General features: G+C 33.4%; 17 protein-coding genes and 2 tRNA genes. 9 read left to right on the forward strand and 10 right to left on the reverse strand.

What is annotated here, in order from left to right:
• Positions 1-201: integrase core domain-containing protein (locus tag BLT46_RS04880; RefSeq protein WP_143021861.1), on the forward strand; the 201-nt coding region annotated here is incomplete at its 5' end.
• Between the two features lie 42 nt (positions 202-243).
• On the opposite strand, the gene BLT46_RS04885 is transcribed toward BLT46_RS04880, so the two are convergent.
• Complete coding sequence (locus BLT46_RS04885) at positions 244-2,640, reverse strand: erythromycin esterase family protein (RefSeq protein ID WP_090407102.1); 2,397 nt, start codon at positions 2,638-2,640, stop codon at positions 244-246.
• A gap of 377 nt (positions 2,641-3,017) precedes the next feature.
• Between BLT46_RS04885 and BLT46_RS04890 the strand changes: the two genes are divergently transcribed.
• Positions 3,018-4,793, forward strand: a complete 1,776-nt coding sequence (locus tag BLT46_RS04890; RefSeq protein WP_090407105.1) for a MutS-related protein — start codon at positions 3,018-3,020, stop codon at positions 4,791-4,793.
• A 539-nt stretch (positions 4,794-5,332) separates the two neighbouring features.
• Here BLT46_RS04890 and BLT46_RS04895 read toward each other — a convergent pair.
• Together BLT46_RS04895 and lpxK are read right to left on the reverse strand one after the other, a co-directional pair.
• On the reverse strand, positions 5,333-6,145 hold the full coding sequence (locus BLT46_RS04895; RefSeq protein ID WP_090407108.1) for a purine-nucleoside phosphorylase: 813 nt from the start codon (positions 6,143-6,145) through the stop codon (positions 5,333-5,335).
• Positions 6,117-7,142, reverse strand: coding sequence for a tetraacyldisaccharide 4'-kinase (gene lpxK, locus BLT46_RS04900; protein WP_090407111.1), 1,026 nt, complete (start codon positions 7,140-7,142; stop codon positions 6,117-6,119). Before lpxK ends, BLT46_RS04895 begins: the two co-directional genes overlap by 29 nt.
• Before the next feature lie 71 nt (positions 7,143-7,213).
• Here lpxK and BLT46_RS04905 point away from each other — a divergent pair, with 71 nt between their 5' ends.
• From BLT46_RS04905 to rluF, 4 genes are read left to right on the forward strand one after another with little or no spacing between them, the layout of a single operon-like run.
• Positions 7,214-8,308, forward strand: coding sequence for a Nif3-like dinuclear metal center hexameric protein (locus tag BLT46_RS04905; protein WP_090407114.1), 1,095 nt, complete (start codon positions 7,214-7,216; stop codon positions 8,306-8,308).
• 2 nt (positions 8,309-8,310) lie between these two features.
• Complete coding sequence (locus BLT46_RS04910; RefSeq protein ID WP_090407117.1) at positions 8,311-9,090, forward strand: zinc ribbon domain-containing protein; 780 nt, start codon at positions 8,311-8,313, stop codon at positions 9,088-9,090.
• Positions 9,091-9,135: 45 nt separating this feature from the next.
• Positions 9,136-9,969 (forward strand): alpha/beta hydrolase, encoded by an 834-nt coding sequence (locus BLT46_RS04915; protein WP_090407120.1) that lies wholly within the window; start codon positions 9,136-9,138, stop codon positions 9,967-9,969.
• A gap of 48 nt (positions 9,970-10,017) precedes the next feature.
• Positions 10,018-10,923: a 23S rRNA pseudouridine(2604) synthase RluF gene (rluF, locus tag BLT46_RS04920; protein ID WP_090407123.1), complete on the forward strand. Its 906-nt coding sequence runs from the start codon at positions 10,018-10,020 to the stop codon at positions 10,921-10,923.
• A 300-nt stretch (positions 10,924-11,223) separates the two neighbouring features.
• On the opposite strand, the gene msrB is transcribed toward rluF, so the two are convergent.
• From msrB to BLT46_RS04955, 7 genes are all read right to left on the reverse strand, one after another.
• The gene (msrB, locus tag BLT46_RS04925; RefSeq protein ID WP_090407126.1) at positions 11,224-12,318 is read right to left on the reverse strand and encodes a peptide-methionine (R)-S-oxide reductase MsrB; all 1,095 of its coding nucleotides are present in this window, start codon (positions 12,316-12,318) and stop codon (positions 11,224-11,226) included.
• Positions 12,315-12,764 (reverse strand): DUF417 family protein, encoded by a 450-nt coding sequence (locus BLT46_RS04930; protein ID WP_090407130.1) that lies wholly within the window; start codon positions 12,762-12,764, stop codon positions 12,315-12,317. The genes msrB and BLT46_RS04930 overlap by 4 nt, the downstream gene beginning before the upstream one ends.
• A gap of 74 nt (positions 12,765-12,838) precedes the next feature.
• Entirely contained in the window at positions 12,839-13,111 is a 273-nt protein-coding gene (locus BLT46_RS04935) for a hypothetical protein (RefSeq protein ID WP_090407133.1), read from the reverse strand.
• Positions 13,112-13,128: 17 nt separating this feature from the next.
• Positions 13,129-13,680, reverse strand: a complete 552-nt coding sequence (locus BLT46_RS04940; RefSeq protein WP_090407136.1) for a sigma-70 family RNA polymerase sigma factor — start codon at positions 13,678-13,680, stop codon at positions 13,129-13,131.
• A gap of 436 nt (positions 13,681-14,116) precedes the next feature.
• Entirely contained in the window at positions 14,117-14,428 is a 312-nt protein-coding gene (locus tag BLT46_RS04945; RefSeq protein ID WP_317040927.1) for an Arm DNA-binding domain-containing protein, read from the reverse strand.
• Between the two features lie 77 nt (positions 14,429-14,505).
• Positions 14,506-14,580: transfer RNA gene (locus tag BLT46_RS04950), tRNA-Pro, on the reverse strand.
• 397 nt (positions 14,581-14,977) lie between these two features.
• Positions 14,978-15,052, reverse strand: a tRNA-Pro gene (locus BLT46_RS04955).
• A 398-nt stretch (positions 15,053-15,450) separates the two neighbouring features.
• Here BLT46_RS04955 and trxB point away from each other — a divergent pair.
• The 3 genes from trxB (at position 15,451) to BLT46_RS04970 (ending at position 18,183) form a co-directional block, all read left to right on the forward strand.
• The gene (trxB, locus tag BLT46_RS04960; RefSeq protein ID WP_090407138.1) at positions 15,451-16,392 is read left to right on the forward strand and encodes a thioredoxin-disulfide reductase; all 942 of its coding nucleotides are present in this window, start codon (positions 15,451-15,453) and stop codon (positions 16,390-16,392) included.
• Positions 16,393-16,537: 145 nt separating this feature from the next.
• On the forward strand, positions 16,538-17,038 hold the full coding sequence (locus tag BLT46_RS04965; protein ID WP_090407141.1) for a hypothetical protein: 501 nt from the start codon (positions 16,538-16,540) through the stop codon (positions 17,036-17,038).
• Between the two features lie 182 nt (positions 17,039-17,220).
• Positions 17,221-18,183, forward strand: coding sequence for an ABC transporter ATP-binding protein (locus tag BLT46_RS04970; RefSeq protein WP_090407144.1), 963 nt, complete (start codon positions 17,221-17,223; stop codon positions 18,181-18,183).
• The last annotated feature ends 62 nt before the right edge of the window (positions 18,184-18,245 follow it).

The following is an 18,245-nucleotide window of genomic DNA, read 5'->3' on the forward strand; positions in this document are numbered from 1 at the left end:
TTAGCTGAAAGAATTAATGGAATATTAAAACAAGAATTTTTACTCTTTAAAACAAATACTAAACAAGAATTAGAACAACTAATAAAACAAAGTATTTATATTTATAATAACTTTAGACCTCATTTAGGATTAAATATGCTCACTCCAAATTATGTGCATAAAAAAATCCAGAGAGAAAATCCCTCTGGATGTATTGTTTAAAAACTTGTCAATCTATTTTAGGACTAGTCAAAATAAATGGTCTTATTCTTTTGTGTATTTATTTTTTAGCACAAAGTCTGGATGTTCTTGAAAGAAGTTGTCCCAGAAAACTTTATCGTAGGTCGCTCTATCAAATCGGGTCAGGTCTTTTACTCTATGCTCATAAGGGATTACATCTATATTCTCATTTGTAAAATCGTATGCATAAGAGTCGGTCAAATAAACATTGCTTCCTTTTTTATTCTCCTTATTAGTATATTCATTGAAGGCACGATTAAAGTAGCTATTAGCATAATATTTATTGTCATCTAACACTTTGGCAAAAGAAGTGATATTCTCCTCTTTAGAGACAAATTGTATGACATCTGCAAACCGAGGATAGCCTTTAAATCTTTTAGCTATTTCAACTTCGTTTAGCGTTATTTCCCAATTCTCGATAACTTTTATAATAGCAAAACTCTCTTTGTCGATGTATAGAACACCTGAATATTTCGTTGGATAAGTTCTATTGGTGTAATTCCATTTGTTGCGATCTGTTTCAAAAGCAATGATGTATAAATTGTCTTCGTTTGCATCTTTAGATTCCATAAAGTTTAGTTTGAATTTCTTGTATTTTCGCTTGTGTAAGATATTTGCATAGCGAATTGGGTTTTCTCTAAATTGTAATAATTGAGAAACGTATTTTAAGTTTTTATCTTTTTTATTGTTCCAATTAATTTGTTCAAGGCGTTGAGTCGTAATAAAAGAAGATAAATACCCTTGGTCGTAATCTTTGGTGATAAGCTCTAAATCTAAGGTGTTTTTATCGTTTACATTTTCTATCGTTCTGCTATATCTCATAAAGTTATACGGACTATCAGGGTGGTTTTTACCTTTATTTGCAATTGCCGCTTTGACAATCTCCTTGGCACTGAGTTGTTTTTTGATAACAATTTCAGCTAACTCCTCGTAGTTTGGCTCTACCAATTCTGTTTTTTGTAGCTTGTGGAGTGACACAAGAAGTGGGTTATAGCCCATAGCTTGTACTTCAAAAGTAGCATTAGCTTGAGTACTTGGTACGAACGGTAATTCATAATACCCATTTTCATCGGTTACTCTATATAACTCGAGATCCTTCAGAATTATCGTAGCATAAGCAATCGGTTGATTTGTGTATTTGTCAATCAATTGCCCAATGAACTTTTCTGTGGCTATAGTAACTTGTTCTATCGTAGTATTTTCAGTTTTTTTTGCTGCGCTTTTTCTTTTGTTAAAGTCTATGTATGGGCTACTTACCTTGTGTATAAATAAGTAACCATCGTGAAATAAATCAAGCCTTTCTGCAGAGAAATCAACATAATGCAACAATCGAGTCGATTTAGGTTGGTGCATTGCCTCTTGATTAGAGGAGATAAACAGGTTAGGAGTACCAAGCTGAACTAATTCCCCTTCAAAAGAATTTGCAGCAATAGGTGCTTCATGCCATATTTTTGTAGAAGAGTCAAATATGGAGTCGTTAGCGTGTAATGTTGCCAAACTATACACCTTGTCTTGTAACGCATCTTGAATGTGTTTACCCATTGATACAAACTCGCGTGCATACACATTACCACTATTAGGGTTGCTGTACATTACGTGGATGTTATCACCCCAAACCGCAATCTTTTCAGTAGGATGTCTTTTGTTATAGCTCAATAAGTTGTCGGCCATTTGTTTATCTCTAATATTGAGGTCTTTAGTTGCGAAATCACTTGTTAGTATTGGTTCTTTAGTAGTAATAGCGTCTTCTGCTACCGCTAAAACTCCTTTGGTAAACTGTTGCCAATGATAAGTCGTATCAGAATCAGGTAGAAGCTCTATTTGTTTGATAATGCGGTTCATTTCTTTCAAAAAAGCAGTTGCTTTAATATCCGAGTTGTCGTATTTCGCATTTTCAAGTAGTCCTTCTAATACAATGCCTAAGTCGTCTTGGTCCAGTTTAATCGCTATTTTGTGTTGGTCACAAAAGTCAAAGAAGTCCTCTATAAAATTAGCCGAATTTTGAACCTGAGAGTCGAAACCAATTACCTTTATGTTATTTGTTTCAATATACTGTACAAGTTCTTGAAATGCATCATCTTGGCTCCAAATACCCCAGATAGCATTGTTAAACACATCAGCATCAAATCCTTGTTGATTCATTTTATAAATGTCATACATCGGAGATTCGATAGCAAAGGTGTTAAATCCTAACTCTTGGTGTAAATATTGAAATACTCTGATTTTAGCTTCAAAAATAGTAGTATACGCGTGGGTAAGTTCACCTAACATAACCATTTGCTTGTTTTGCAATTCTTCTTTTAAAAAAGACAAATCAGAAAGGTCTTTAGAATTAGGGGGAAATAAAGGCTTTGTTTGTAGCTCTTGTGCGTTTGCTAAGGTCAGCATAAAACAAGAGATAAAGGTCATAAGTAATCTCATTATATGTATTTTGTTAGTTGGTAATCATATATATAACAAGTAAAAATATTTTTTATTGCATACTTGATTAAATGCAATAGTCGTTTTACAGATAGAAAAGACAATAATTGCAAGGAGACTTTTGTATTATTGTTTAGAACAATCGTTAAGATAAGAGAGGGGGTAGGCAATATAATTGTTTGCTTTTTAAACTTTATAACTAAGAAAATACAACAAAGAAAATTAGATTTTAAATATAAGTTTTATTTGTTTTAGTTCTATTGCTAAAAAGAAAGATGTTTTTGTTTTGTTTCTTTTTAACCTTAAACAACATTTTAATACACTATATTTGTTCAAGCTCATTTGAGTCAATTATAGCCAAAAAAAGAAATCATCTAATGGAGATTTATAGCAAAAGAAAAAAAGTTTTTGAAGAGAAATACAACTCAATTCGAAGTAAGTATAAGATAGTTGGAGCGATTAGATTAATTGTTTTTTTAATGATTATTTATTTCTTCTATCTATCAGTTTCTAATGCAGACTATTTTTATCTTTATATAGCAGGGGGTATTGTAGTCTTGTTTTTAGCACTGCTTAGATTACACGCATCATATTCTTGGCGTATGCGATATATGCAGGCGTTGATGGATATTAATAAAGATGAATTAGCCTTTTTAGATGAAGATGCGAGACCATTTGAAGGAGGAGATGAGTTTAAAACAACAGACCATCCTTACGCATTTGACTTAGATATTTTTGGAGCAAAATCGCTTTTTCAATATTTGAATAGAACAGCCTCTTTTATTGGGAAACAGAAATTAGCAGACTTGCTAAAAGGGCATTTAGACACTAAGACTATTTTATTAAATCAAGAAGCAATCAAAGAGTTGTCTCAAAAAGTAGAATGGCGTCAGGAGATTAATGCGTATAGTAAAATCTCTAATTTAGATGAAGCTGCTTTCAAGCGATTAAAAGCTTGGAGTGAGTCAGAGGTAGTTAAGATGAGTAAAATGACTCGTGTGTTGAGTTATGTAGTACCGGCTATTTTACTTGTTTCATCAATCCTATACTTGATTACAGATAGTACTGTTTACGGTTATATTGTATCTACTTCCTTTACGTTTAACTTAATCTTTGCAATGTCTAAAATACGCTATATACAAGCAGAGTTAGGCGGAGCTGATAAGGTACACGAAACGATAGATAGTTACAGTGCCATTATTAAGAGAATTGAAAAAGAGCCTTTCGCAACAGAAAAGATGAAAGGATATATCAAGCAATTGAGAAAAGACTCGTTTCAGGCCAGTAAGGAGTTAAAGGTATTATCTCGTTTGTTTGAGCAAATGGAAACAGTAGCCAATTTATTTGTGATGGTTATTTTTAACGGATTGGGGCAGTTTCACGTTCACGTGTTACACCGTTTTTTGGAGTGGAAACGCGAGAAAGCGCAGTTGGTTCCAATTGCAATTGAGGTAATCGGAGAAGTAGAAGCTTTAAATTCGCTGGCAAACTTTTCATATAACAACAGAACGTATAGTTTTCCAACCTTAAATGAAGATGGAGAAATGAGTTTTGCAGAACTTGGACATCCGCTGTTAAATGAAAAGAAAAGAGTTTGTAACGACATTAGTTTTAGTGACCAACGCTTTGTAATCTTAACGGGGTCTAATATGTCAGGTAAGAGTACTTTTTTACGTACCGTAGGAGTAAACTTAGTATTGGCAGGAGTAGGAGCTCCAGTTTGTGCTTCACAAGCGTCTTTCTTCCCATTGCCATTATTTGTTTCTATGCGTTTAACGGACTCGTTAGAAGACAGTGAGTCTTATTTCTATGCAGAGGTGAAGCGATTGAAGATGATTATAGAAAAGGTACAGCAAGAGCCTTGTTTTGTGTTGTTAGATGAGATTTTAAGAGGAACAAACTCAGATGACAAACAAAGTGGTACAATTGGAGTTATTATGAAGTTAATTCGCGAGAAAACGTATGGTGTAATTGCTACACACGATTTAGAGGTTTGTAATACGACAGATGAGTATCCAGAGATATTGATTAATAAGTGTTTTGAAGTAGAGATTAAACAAGACGATTTGTACTTTGACTACAAAATAAGAGATGGTGTGTGTCAGAATAAGAACGCTACATTCATTATGAAGAAAATGCAGATTATTGATTAACTGCATTCTTAAAAAACAGAACACCCTTTATAGGGTGTTTTTTTATGTCCTAATGTGTGTGAAAGTACTCTTTTGAAAGTAGAAATAGGTAAGCTGTTTAAAAAATGAAGCTTGAATTGCTGATATAAGATGCTCAAAAGTATATAAAAGCAGAAAATGTGGGTTGTTTTTAAATAAAGGCGAATTAGCAGGAAGGTAGCAAATACGGGGCTTTCCAGAGTTTTAAACGGAGGTTAATCGTAAATGAGTCGTAGATAAGTCGTATTTTGTTCGCGAAAAAGGCCTTTAGGTGAGGTATCTACGACTTATCTCCGAGTTATCTCCGACTAATGTACATATGAGGTTATGTCAATCCCTTTGTTTATAAGGGATTGCGGAGGTTGGAGTAAAAAAGTGGTACGGAGTTAATAGTGCATTTGATAGCAAATGATGTCAAAATAACCACTTGTCGGTTTTTGCTAAAATTAAATTCATTATAAGTAAAAGAAAAAGGGCTATCCTCTGGTAGAATAGCCCTTTAACAATATAAAAAAGTACAATTAAATTTGTGCAATTAACTCGTTGATTAATCCACGAGCGATAGGTTCTGCAGCTTGCACAGCTTTAAGAACTTCTTCGTGATGTGCTTCAACAATTCCTTCTTCGTTACCCATATCAGAGATAACAGAGATACCGAATACTTCCATATCCATATGGCGAGCAACGATTACTTCTGGTACAGTAGACATACCAACACAGTCAGCACCTACAACGCGAACCATTCTGTATTCAGCTAATGTTTCAAATGTAGGTCCTTGTAATCCGTAATAAACACCTTGTTTGATATCGTATTGTTTATCTTTAGCAATCACTAAAGCTTTGTCGATTAACGTTCTTGTGTAAGCATCGTTCATATTTACGAAACGAGGCCCGAAACGCTCATCATTTGCTCCACGTAATGGGTGGTCTGGGAAAGCGTTAATATGGTCAGTGATAATCATAATATCTCCAACTTTGAAAGAAGGGTTAACACCTCCTGAAGCGTTAGAAACGATTAATGTTTCAACTCCCATATATTTCATAACGCGGATAGGGAAAACAGTTTTAGCCATTTCATACCCTTCGTAGTAATGGAAACGCCCTTGCATAGCCACTACTTTTTTACCTCCAATAGTACCAAAGATTAAAGCTCCTTTATGTCCTTTAACAGTAGACACAGGAAAGTTAGGAATTTCAGAATATGGAATTTCATATTCAATAGTAATATCTGCTGTTAGATTCCCTAATCCTGAACCTAAAACAATTCCGATTTCTGGTTTAAAATTTGTTTTTTCAGATAGATACTTAACCGTTTCTTGTACTTGATCCCACATAGTTTAAAATTGTTTTGTCAAATTCCTCGTTGTTATTAATAAAGGAAGTTTGAATTGGTAAATAATATAATTTCTCAGAAGGGATTACATCTTTTAATCGAACATAGTCCTTTTCTGTTGTAATAATTTTATGCTCTTTTGCAGTATTCAAAATTAACTCAATATCTGCTTTAGAAAAATGATGATGGTCAGGGTAAGTTAAACAAGTTGTTTGTTCACTTTTTAAGTGGTCAAAGAAACTTTGTGGTTTAGCAATACCAGCTACCATTATAAATTCTTCTTTTTTCAAGTCATCAACAGAGATTGTATCTGTCTTTGAATATGCAAGTTTACTGAATTCAATATACGTAAAAAAAGACAATTGTCCTGATTTTAAATTTAATTCTTTTCTGATGATATTCTGATTATCAATACTTAAATCTTTCGGACACTTAGTTACAATAACTACATTAGCTCTCTTAGCTCCTTTGCGTGATTCTCTAAGATTACCTGTTGGCAACATATAATCTTTAAAGTATGGTTCGTCATAGGTAGTTAGTAAAATATAAAATCCCCCTTGAACAGCCAAGTGTTGAAAAGCATCATCAAGTACAATCGCTTGTGTTTGTGGTTTTAGTTTTAGTATATTTTGGATTCCGTTTACCCTTTTTGCATCTACAGCTACATTGATGCTTTCAAATTTATGGTGGTATTGAAAAGGTTCGTCACCAATTTGTTCCATTGTAGTGTTTTCATCTGCTAAAAAGAAACCTTCACTTTTGCGTTTGTATCCTCTACTCAAGGTAGCTACCTTAAAGTCGTTTTGCAATAAGCGAATAATATATTCTACCATTGGAGTTTTTCCTGTACCACCTACACTAAGATTTCCGACTACAATAGTGGGAATAGAAAAAGAGGTACGTTTAAATAGCCCAATTGTATAAAACCAATTGCGTATAGATGTGATTATGCCATATAAGATGGCAAAGGGAAATAGTAAGTTTCGAAGTAGATTCATAGGTACGAAATTACCAAATTTTTTATCTTTGAGAAAATATAATAACTTCAAGGAAAATTATACTTAGTAAGATGAAGATAAAAGAGATTATTCCGGTGTTAGAAGAGTTGGCACCGTTGGCCTATGCAGAGGATTTTGACAACGTAGGATTGTTAGTTGGCGATTATGATAGTGAGGTAACAGGTATATTAGTTTGTCACGATGCCTTAGAAGCTGTGGTTGACGAGGCAATTGAAAACAAGTGTAATATGATTGTTTGTTTTCATCCGATTCTATTTTCTGGTTTAAAGAAAATAACGGGTAAGAATTATGTAGAGCGTGCAGTGATTAAAGCGATAAAGAACGATATAGCTATTTACGCAATTCACACTGCTTTGGATAATCACCAAGAAGGGGTAAACAAGATATTTTGTGATACATTAGGTGTTACAAACTGCAAGATATTGATTCCGAAAAGTAATTATATTCAAAAGTTAGTTACTTATGCACCTCTTAATAAATTAGAAGAAATTAGAACAGCCTTGTTTGATGCAGGGGCAGGGGCACTTGGTAATTATGACAATTGCAGTTTTGTTTCTACAGGAGAGGGGAGTTTTAAAGGAAACGAAAAGAGTAATCCTACTATTGGAGAAAAGCACGTATTGGAGAAAGTACAGGAAAATAAGATTGAAGTTACATTTGAAAGACACTTACAAGGAAAGATTTTAAACGCTTTGTTTAATGCACACGATTATGAAGAGGTGGCTTATGAGATTTACAATCTTGAGAATAAGTTGCAGAACGTGGGAATGGGGATGATAGGAGAGTTAGAAGAGGCGATGGATGAAATAGCGTTCTTGAAAATGGTGAAAGAAAAAACAGGAACAGGGGGAATTCGCCACAGTGCATTACTTGGTAAGAAGATTAAGCGAGTTGCTGTTTTAGGAGGTTCAGGAAGTTTTGCTATAAAAGCAGCATTAAGCCAAAAAGCAGATGCATTTATTACGGCAGATTTAAAATATCATCAGTTTTATGAGGCTGAAAATCAAATGGTTTTAGCCGATATAGGCCACTTTGAAAGTGAAAGGTATATAAAAAATTATATAGTTAGACAACTTTCGGAAAAATTGACTACTTTTGCAGTTATTTTATCAACAGTAAATACGAATCCAGTTAACTACTTATAAAGATGACAAAGAAAAAAGAATTAACCGTTGAAGAGAAGTTAAGAGCATTATACGACTTGCAATTAATCGACTCAAGAATTGACGAAATTAGAAACATGCGAGGAGAATTACCTCTGGAAGTTGAAGACTTACAAGATGAGGTTGCTGGACTGAACAAACGCTTAGAAAAGTTAAATGTAGACTTAAGTGATATCGAAGCGAGTATTAAAGATAAAAAATCTTCAATCGAAGAGTTTAAAGCTGCTATTGCAAGATATACTGAGCAACAAAACGAGGTTAAAAACAATAGAGAGTACACTTCTTTAGAGAAAGAGATTGAGTTTCAAAAATTAGAAATCGAACTTGCTGAAAAGAACATTAAGGAAATGAAAGCAAGTATTGAACATAAAAAATCTTCTATCACTGAAACTGATTCAAAATTAACAGCAAGAAAAGAGCACTTAGCTCACAAAGAAGCTGAATTGAACAGTATCATGGCTGAAACTGAACGTGAAGAAAAAGTTCTTTTAGAGAAATCAGAAGAATTTAAAGCTGATATTGAAGAGCGTTTAATGGTTGCTTACAACAGAATTAGAAATGGAGTTCGCAATGGTTTAGCAGTTGTTTCTATTGAGCGTGGTGCTTCAGGAGGTTCTTACTTCACTATTCCGCCTCAAACACAGGTAGAAATTGCAGCTCGTAAGAAAATTATTACAGATGAGCACAGTGGACGTATCTTAGTTGATAGTGCATTAGCAGAAGAAGAAAGAGAAAAAATTGACGCTATTATAGCTAAATTATAATCTAAGGCCTCTTAATTTATTAAGAGGCTTTTTTTATTTATTAAGATGAAGAAGTTTGTAGGATTTATTGTGAATGTAATTTCCCTGTTTTCAGTGGAACGCGCTGTTGCTATATCCTACAAGTTTCTTACTTCTCCCCGTAAGGGACAGATTAAACTTGATGAGGTATTTCCTTTTTTAAATTCTGCTGCACAAACGCAGTTGCCTTATAAGGATTCTTATATACAAACGTATCAGTGGAATGCTGAGCGTACTGATTTACCTATTATTCTTTTTTTTCACGGTTGGGAAAGTAATTCTAATCGATGGGAAGCAATGGTTACGTATTTTGGAAACAATTATCGTTATATTGCTGTTGACGCTATAGGCCTTGGGCTATCGCCAGGTAAGAAGATTACCATTGTTGGTTATGCTGATATGATTGACTTCTGTTTAAATGCTTTTCAGCCAACGTATGTTATTTCACATTCTTTAGGGTCGTTTTCATTATTAAATCGATTAGCAGTTGATCAATACCCTTCTGTTGAGAAAGCGGTTTTGTTAGGGTGTTTAGATGAGTATAGTAGTGTTGTAAAGAACTATGTGGCTATGATGGGGTATCGATCAGTGATTCACAAAAGGTTAATTCAGAAAGTAGAACAGATAATTAAAATGCCAATACAAGCTTATGCAAGTTATTTGTTGGTAGAAAAGTGTACAGTTCCCTTATTACTTGTACACGATAGAGGTGATGATGTCATTTACGAAAGCGACTGTGTGAAGTTTCATCAAAAGATGGTTGATTTAAACCAAAATATCGTTGCTACAGAAGGATTAGGACATTCCTTACAAGACAAAGTTGTCTATCAATCAATCTTAGATTTTATAGAAGGCAATTAGTTTGCAACCAATTGTTTTATCGTTGAGAAAAATACTTATTTTTGCGCTATGGAAAAAGTACAAACACGTTTAAATAAATATCTATCTGAAGTTGGATATTGCTCAAGAAGAGAGGCTGATCGTCTAATAGAAGAGGGTCGTATTACTGTAAATGGTGTTGTTCCAGAAATGGGATTAAAAGTCAGTGAAGATGATGTTATTAGAGTAAACGGTCAATTGATTAAGAATAATGATGAGGAGAATGTTTATTTAGCATTCTACAAACCTGTTGGTATTGAGTGTACAACAAATTCTACTGTTAGAGATAATATCGTTGATTATATAAACTATCCAAAAAGAATATTTCCGGTAGGACGTTTGGATAAGGATAGTGAGGGGTTAATTATTATGACGAATGATGGAGACATCGTTAATAAGATTTTACGTCAGAAAAACAACCACGAGAAAGAATATATCGTTACGGTAAATAAACCTGTTACAGAGCGTTTTTTACAACGTATGGGGGCTGGTGTGCCTATCTTAGACACAATTACAAAAAAGTGTAGAGTAGAGCCTATTAGTAAAACTGTATTTAGAATATTTTTAACGCAGGGGTTAAACCGTCAAATTCGCCGTATGTGTGAGTTTTTTGGTTATGACGTTGTAGCGTTAAAGCGTATTCGAATTATCAATATCTCATTAGATATTCCGGTTGGAACGTATAGAGATTTGACAAAAGAAGAACTTGCAGAATTGAATCGATTGATTGAGCCGTCAGTTATGACTGAAGAGGCAAGTTTAAATCAAGATGAAGAGAGTCAGCAAAGTATTAGAAAGAGAATGACTTCTGAGAGTTCTGGACAAAGAGATGAGAGACGCCCACGTAGGAACTTTGATCGTGAAAAGACAAGCAGTAAGCCAAGAGAAATAAAGCTTAAAAATGAGCGTTTAAGTAAAAGAAGAAGAGAGAATTAAACTAATTCTCTCTTTTTTTGTTTTAGAGGGATGTGTTCACGAGAAACACTTAAATGTTTTTCAATAACTAAGAGATACTAAACTATACTGCAAAGAAAGGAGCCACTAAATAGTGATTCCTTTTTGTCGGGGGTATGAGTATTTGAACTAATCCTTGTAAATGTTTTTAAAACACTTACTTGTCTTATTTGTAAAAACTAACAATCTAATATCTCTCCTTAGTAAATTAGGTTAAAATCAAGTATACCTATTTTAAATGATGTTTTATTCTCTATGTGTGGCATTTTTGTAGATTAAGTCTTATTGTTTTTTACTTATCAATGGCAGGTATTTATCATATCCTTCTGCTTTCATTTCTGCTTTTGGGATAAAGCGGAGAGAGGCTCCATTAATGCAATAACGCAAACCTCCCAATTCTTCAGGACCGTCGTTAAAAACGTGTCCTAAATGTGCATCTCCTGTTGTACTTCTCACTTCTGTTCGATGCATACCCAAGGTGTTGTCTTGTTTTTCTTTAATTAATTTTTTGTCAATAGGTTTTGAGAAGCTAGGCCAGCCACAACCAGCATCAAATTTATCTGTAGAAATAAATAAGGGTTCTCCCGTAGTAATGTCTACGTATATTCCCTCTCGAAATTCGTTCCATAATTCATTGCTAAAGGCTCTTTCTGTCGCATTGTTTTGTGTTACCTCATATTGTAATGCGGTTAATTTGCTTTTAAGCATTTCTTTGTCTTTACGTGTGTACTCTTTTGGCTTTTCAGGGTTAGCTTTTCGCGCCAATTCAAATAAATCTGGTCCAATGTGACAATAACCTCCTGGATTCTTATCTAAGTATTCTTGGTGATAAGTTTCCGCATCATAGAAGTTGCGTAAGGGCTCCACTTCAACCACAATTTTTTGGGTATATTGTTTTGCTAAGGCTTGTATTTTCTTATCAATAATGGCTTTATCTTCTGCATTTACATAGTATATTCCAGAACGATATTGTGTTCCAATGTCATTAGCTTGACGATTTAAACTTGTTGGATCGATGGTTTTAAAGAATAAATCAATAAGTAAATCAAAATCTACAATAGTAGGATCGTACGTTACTTTAACTGTTTCTGTGAAACCAGTGTCTCCAGTTGAAACTTCTCGATATGAAGGGTTTACTGTATTTCCATTGGCATAGCCTACTTCTGTTGCGGTAACACCTCTTACTTGCTTAAAGAAGTGCTCTGTTCCCCAAAAGCATCCTCCTGCAAAGTAGATATCTTTCATTTCTTTACTTTGTTTTATATTCATTTGTGGCGTATTGATTTTCGTTGTTTTCTCTTTATCAGTTAGGATATTATTATTTGCCAGTAGTAAACCACTACAAGCTATTATGATTAAGGCTATTCGTTTTTTCATACTGTTTGTTTTTGGGTTGATTCTAATAAGGATATTCCAAAACCTAAATACATTAAGTCTTTTAGAATGAAGAAATCAGTTAATGGAAATCCGTCTACTGTTTTCCAAACACCTGGTGTAGTAAATAAATAACTAATAGTCATTAAGAATATGATACATAATCCGATACCTGCATACTTTTTAAAAGCATCATATTTTAATGTTAACACGAGGGTTAAAGCAACAAGTAGTTCTACTATACCAACGACAATGGAAACTGCCTGTACACTTAAGACGTTGTACATCCAGTATGACAAGGGGTGATTTTCAATTAATGGCACAATTGCTTTAGCTTCGGTAGGTGTAAATTTATATGCCCCTACCCATATTAGGATTAATACAGTGCCCCATAGGGAAATATAATATCCAAATGTGTGTTTTTTCGTTGAAAATGATTTTAGCTTCATTTTTTAGATTTTAAATAGTTAAACTTGTTTTTCTATTTGGTCGTTTTACTTTTAAAATCCTGACAAAATAAAAACTAAATCTTCAATTTATTTTTTATTTTGTTTTTAAAGTCTTGTATATCAGTATCATTTAGTTCATTTGAAGAACTGTTTTGTGTCATTTTTTTTAGGATATTATCTAAGAAAGTTACTTTTTGATAGTAATTTTCACAGCATTTACATAGCCATAAATGTTTTTTTAATCTTTGTTTTTGCCACCAAGATAACTCTTGACTATTTTGTTTTTCGATATATAAAGTAGCTTGACAGCAAGGCATAATCAGCCAATGTATAATTTTATTTATCATAATTACAATTGGATTAATTAGTTTGTTTTAAACCAGTTTGACTCTAGACACGCTCTAAGTTGCAAGCGACTTCGTTGGAGTATTTTCCATAAGTTAGTCGTACTAATACCTGTTTCCTGACAAACAGTAGTTGCTTTTTTTTCTTCTAAATAGTATAGTTTTACAGGTATTAACCACTTAGCAGGTAAATTATCTAAGCAATGTGTTAAGGTAGTTCTGAATGTTGCATCGTCAAGTAAAAGTTCTTGGTCATCTTGCCACTCGCCAATAACACTGTCGTCTTTCCATTGACCTGAGGCATCAAAAAAATGGTCTAATTTGATTTTTCCTGTGCTTTTGTATTTTTTTCGATAATAATCAGCTACCTTATACTTAAGGATATTCATTAACCAAGTTTTAGGATGACTTTCGCCTCTGAAAGAGTCGTAATATTCAAAGGCCGCAATAAAGACATCTTGTACCATATCTTCCGCATCTTCGCGGTTAGATAGCAAGTAGATGGCTCTATTTAATAAAGATAGACTATAATTATCAATCCAAGATTGTAAGTCTTCAGATTTCTTATTCATAAGGCATTCAAAATTTTAAAGGTTTTAGAAAACTAGTGTAGAATATATTGATAGCGTTTTTAAACTGTATATTTCTTGATGTATGAATAAGTACCATTACTTTTTTTCTTTGTAAGAAAATTGATACTAATAGCTAATTTAGTTTATTGTATTTAATTATTATGCATACTTTTTTGTAAAATATCCATAAATAATTGCAGAGATGGACTAATCTACTTCTGATGATGATGTGTTGCAATTATAGCAATAGTAGAGGTAAAGATTTTAATTGGTATTTCAATAATTAGCCTTTTTCTAATTCATCTTTTACAACAAAATGAGGTAAACACGCAATATTTATTTGGGTTATAATACTTCCTTTGATGATTTGAATGCTTCAACTTTCAATGTTTTGACTCAGTAGAATATATACACTTTGAAGTATATTTGATATCCTTCACCCTGGATTATTGTTTATTACAGAGTAGTTTTTCATTTGATTTTTTGTTGGACTAATTGATGATAGGCATCTGTAATGGGTGCAGCGTACAGGCTCAATATGTGTACTGATTCGAACCGTGTCCTCATTTTTTCCTTTTCCTTTAATGTTATCCCAAGAAATAGGGGATATTTTTAGTTTTAAAGAAATTTCTGTACGTTGGCCATTTACCGCTATCCTTGCGTATATAAGGGATGGAACTGTTTTGTTTGAATTAGAAACACGTATAATGACGTGTATTTCAAATGTGTTCTTTGTGTTTATATCAATTTATTATAATATATAACAAAAAAAAAACCGTAAATACCAAGTATTTACGGTTTTATGAGCATTTTATGCTCTTAAAGTCGGGGTGGCAGGATTCGAACCTGCGACCTCCTGGTCCCAAACCAGGCGCGATGACCGGGCTACGCTACACCCCGCTTTAGACTTATTTTGTCCTTGCGAGTGCAAATATAAAACATAATTTTAATTAATCAGTGCTATTTGCTTGTTTTTTTTAATTAAAAATAACTTAACCGGTAACTTTTTGAATATTAGACGGAAAGGTTGTGCAATAAGTAAGGGAAGTGAAAAATTTTATATACGTAGTCAGTGTTTTGGGAAACTTATAAGCTATATACAATTAGATGTTGCGTTGTACGAACTTGATGTTTTTTAATTTTTCGGTTTATAATGACAAAAAAAAGATAGGGGAGAATACTTTAAAATGTAAAGGATTGCTTATTTCTAAGTAGAAACTTTTACTTCCTATTAATAATTACATTGCTTAAGTAAAGTGTATAAAAAAAGGAACCACTAAATAGTGATTCCTTTCTGTCGGGGTGGCAGGATTCGAACCTGCGACCTCCTGGTCCCAAACCAGGCGCGATGACCGGGCTACGCTACACCCCGCTTAGACTTATTTTGTCCTTGCGAGTGCAAATTTAGAATATTTTTTTTATTGAAAAGCATATTTTGTAAAAAAATATTGATTTTTTTTGAAGGATTATTTTATTCCTCTTATACACAGTGTAATAAATTGTTTTATGATAACTCTTTCACCATAAAACGACCTCTTATATGCTTTACGTAATACATAAATGCAATAATAGTTTGTACCTTTTATGTAAATGAACTGCAATTTACTGATATACTAACTCACAAAGATTATCTCTGTACAGTTAAAATGACCATTTTATCACAATACAATAAATAAAAATGATTCGGCTATTTGTTATTTCTTTCATAACCTATTTTGAAAAGGCAATAAAAAAGGTATTTTTGTTTATATAATATAAAACTGATTGATTATGTCTAATATAGAAAGAGTAAAGTGTTTGATTATTGGTTCTGGACCTGCAGGTTATACTGCTGCTATTTATGCGGCTCGTGCTAATATGAACCCGGTATTATACCAAGGGATGCAACCTGGAGGACAATTAACTACTACAAATGAAGTAGAAAACTTCCCTGGATATCCAGAAGGAGTAACAGGTCCTGAAATGATGATGCAATTACAAGCTCAAGCACAACGTTTTGGAGCAGATATCCGCGACGGTTGGGCTACTAAAGTAGATTTAAGTGGTGATGTAAAGAAAGTGTGGATTAATGAAACTACTGAAGTACACGCTGATACAGTGATTATTTCTACAGGTGCTACTGCTAAATATTTAAACTTACCATCAGAGCAACACTACCTATCATTAGGAGGTGGAGTTTCTGCTTGTGCAGTATGTGACGGATTTTTCTACAGAAATCAAGAGGTAGTGATTGTTGGAGCAGGTGATTCTGCTTGTGAGGAAGCTCACTATCTATCTCAATTGTGTAAAAAAGTTACTATGCTTGTGCGTAGTGAAAAATTCCGTGCTTCTGTTATTATGGAAGAGCGTGTTCGCAACACTGAGAATATCGAAATATTAATGAACACAGTTACAGAAGAAGTTTTAGGAGACGGAAATGTAGTTACTGGTATTCGTGTTAAAAACAATGAAACAGGTGAGGTTAAAGAAATTCCTGCTACTGGATTCTTCGTTGCTATTGGTCATAAACCAAATACTGACATCTTCAAAGGTCAGTTAAATATGGATGAGACGGGTTATTTGTTAACAGAAGGAAAAACAAGTAAAACGAATATTCCAGGTGTATTTGCTTGTGGAGATGTTCAAGATAAAGACTATCGCCAAGCGATTACTGCTGCAGGTTCTGGTTGTATTGCTGCCTTAGATGCTGAGCGTTATATGGCTTCAAAATAAGCTTAATCTACATTAAATTATATTTTAAGTCCTGATAGATATTTCTTTCAGGACTTTTTTTGGTTAAAATTATTATAATAAAAAATAGTATGGTCTTGATTTAATTAGTAAGTTCGGTATTTGTAACCAAAAAAATAATCAAATTATGAAAATTAAGCGTTTATTTATGTCATTGTTGCTTGTGGGAATGATGTTTTCTTGTAGTAATGATGATGGATTGCCATTTACTGTTGCTGATAAAGTTGTTGAAACACCTGTAGATGAAGAACCAGTAGTAAAAGATGTTTTAGAAGGTAATTGGACTGTTGCAGCTTTAATTTTAAATGATATGGACTTAGGTTTAAATGAGTGTGAAACTCAGTCTACCATTTCGTTTTTACCAGAAGGTGTCTTAGAAGAAGTAGTTGTTAATTTCCGATGTGAAAGAGAAGAAGAGAAAAGAAAAGGAACATGGAAGGCTTTAGGAGATAATAAGTATCAAGTTAGAGCGGATGCTGAAAGTCCAAATGCTTTTTTTAATGATGTTGAGTATTCTACATTGATTGTAGAAGAAGAGCAAGTTGTCTTAAGACACAAAATTCAACACGAAGGCGAAAACCCTTATACTTTAGACTTGGTTTTAAAGAAAGAGCAAGTAAAAGAATAAATTATTTCTGTTTTTTAGTACATAGAGAGTTTTCTGGAGCTTATTTTATCTATTAATCTGAAAAACTTAGAGAAGTAAATCAAAAGATCACCAATTTAGGTGGTCTTTTTTTATTTTATAAAGTTAATATTTTAGAGTGCTTGTACGGATATTGTTATATTTGCGGTTCATAAAAATAAAAAATGCTTTTACTTAAAAATATATCATTCAGCTATACGGAGGGAAAACGTGTTATAAACGAATTAGACCTTGTAATTGAGAAAGGAAAACATATTGCACTTTTAGGAGAGAGTGGGTGTGGAAAGAGTACTTTATTAAAGTTGATTTATGGATTGCATGATTTAGATGAAGGTGAAATCTATTGGAATGAAAAACAAGTTTTAGGACCTGCTTATCATTTAGTGCCAGGTATGGATGAAATGAGATACTTAGCACAAGATTTTGACTTAATGCCTCATACTACGGTTGCTGAAAACGTAGGGAAGTTTTTGTCTAATTTTGATATGGAAGGCAAAAAACACAGAACAAAAGAGTTAATCGAATTGGTTGATTTAACTGATTTTGCTGATGTGAAGGTTAAACATTTAAGTGGTGGACAACAACAAAGAGTGGCTATTGCTCGTGTTTTGGCATTAGAACCTGAAGTGTTGTTATTAGATGAACCGTTTAGTCATATTGATTACTCTCGTCGTAGCTTGTTGAGAAGAAACCTTTTTGCTTATTTAAAAGAGAAAGGAATTACTTGTATTGTGGCTACTCACGATAGTGTTGATGCTTTGAGTTTTGCGGATGAAACTATTGTGCTTAGAGAGGGGATTGTTGTTGATATGGGGGAAACAAAAGAGTTATACGAGTTTCCAAATGATAAATATGTAGCTTCTTTATTTGGAGAGGTAAACGAATTGTATATTTCTGACTTTGCTCCTAAGGTTGAAATGGACGAAATGTTATTGGTTTACCCACATCAGTTAATGGTGTCTAAGCAAAAAGGACAAATAGAAGTAGAGGTAATCGACTCGTATTTTAAAGGAGATGGTTATCTAATTAAGTCTTTCTTTGGCAATGAGAGAGTGGTTTTCTTTGACCACCCGTTTGATATCGAAAAGAAAACAAAGATTAAATTAGCACTTAAAAAGTTTCAATAATATAGAAGGGATACAGTAATGTGTCCCTTTTTTTGTTTTAAATAGTTATGCGTGATAGGTTA

It is taken from the genome of Myroides phaeus, from assembly GCF_900099675.1.
GTDB lineage: Bacteria > Bacteroidota > Bacteroidia > Flavobacteriales > Flavobacteriaceae > Flavobacterium > Flavobacterium phaeum.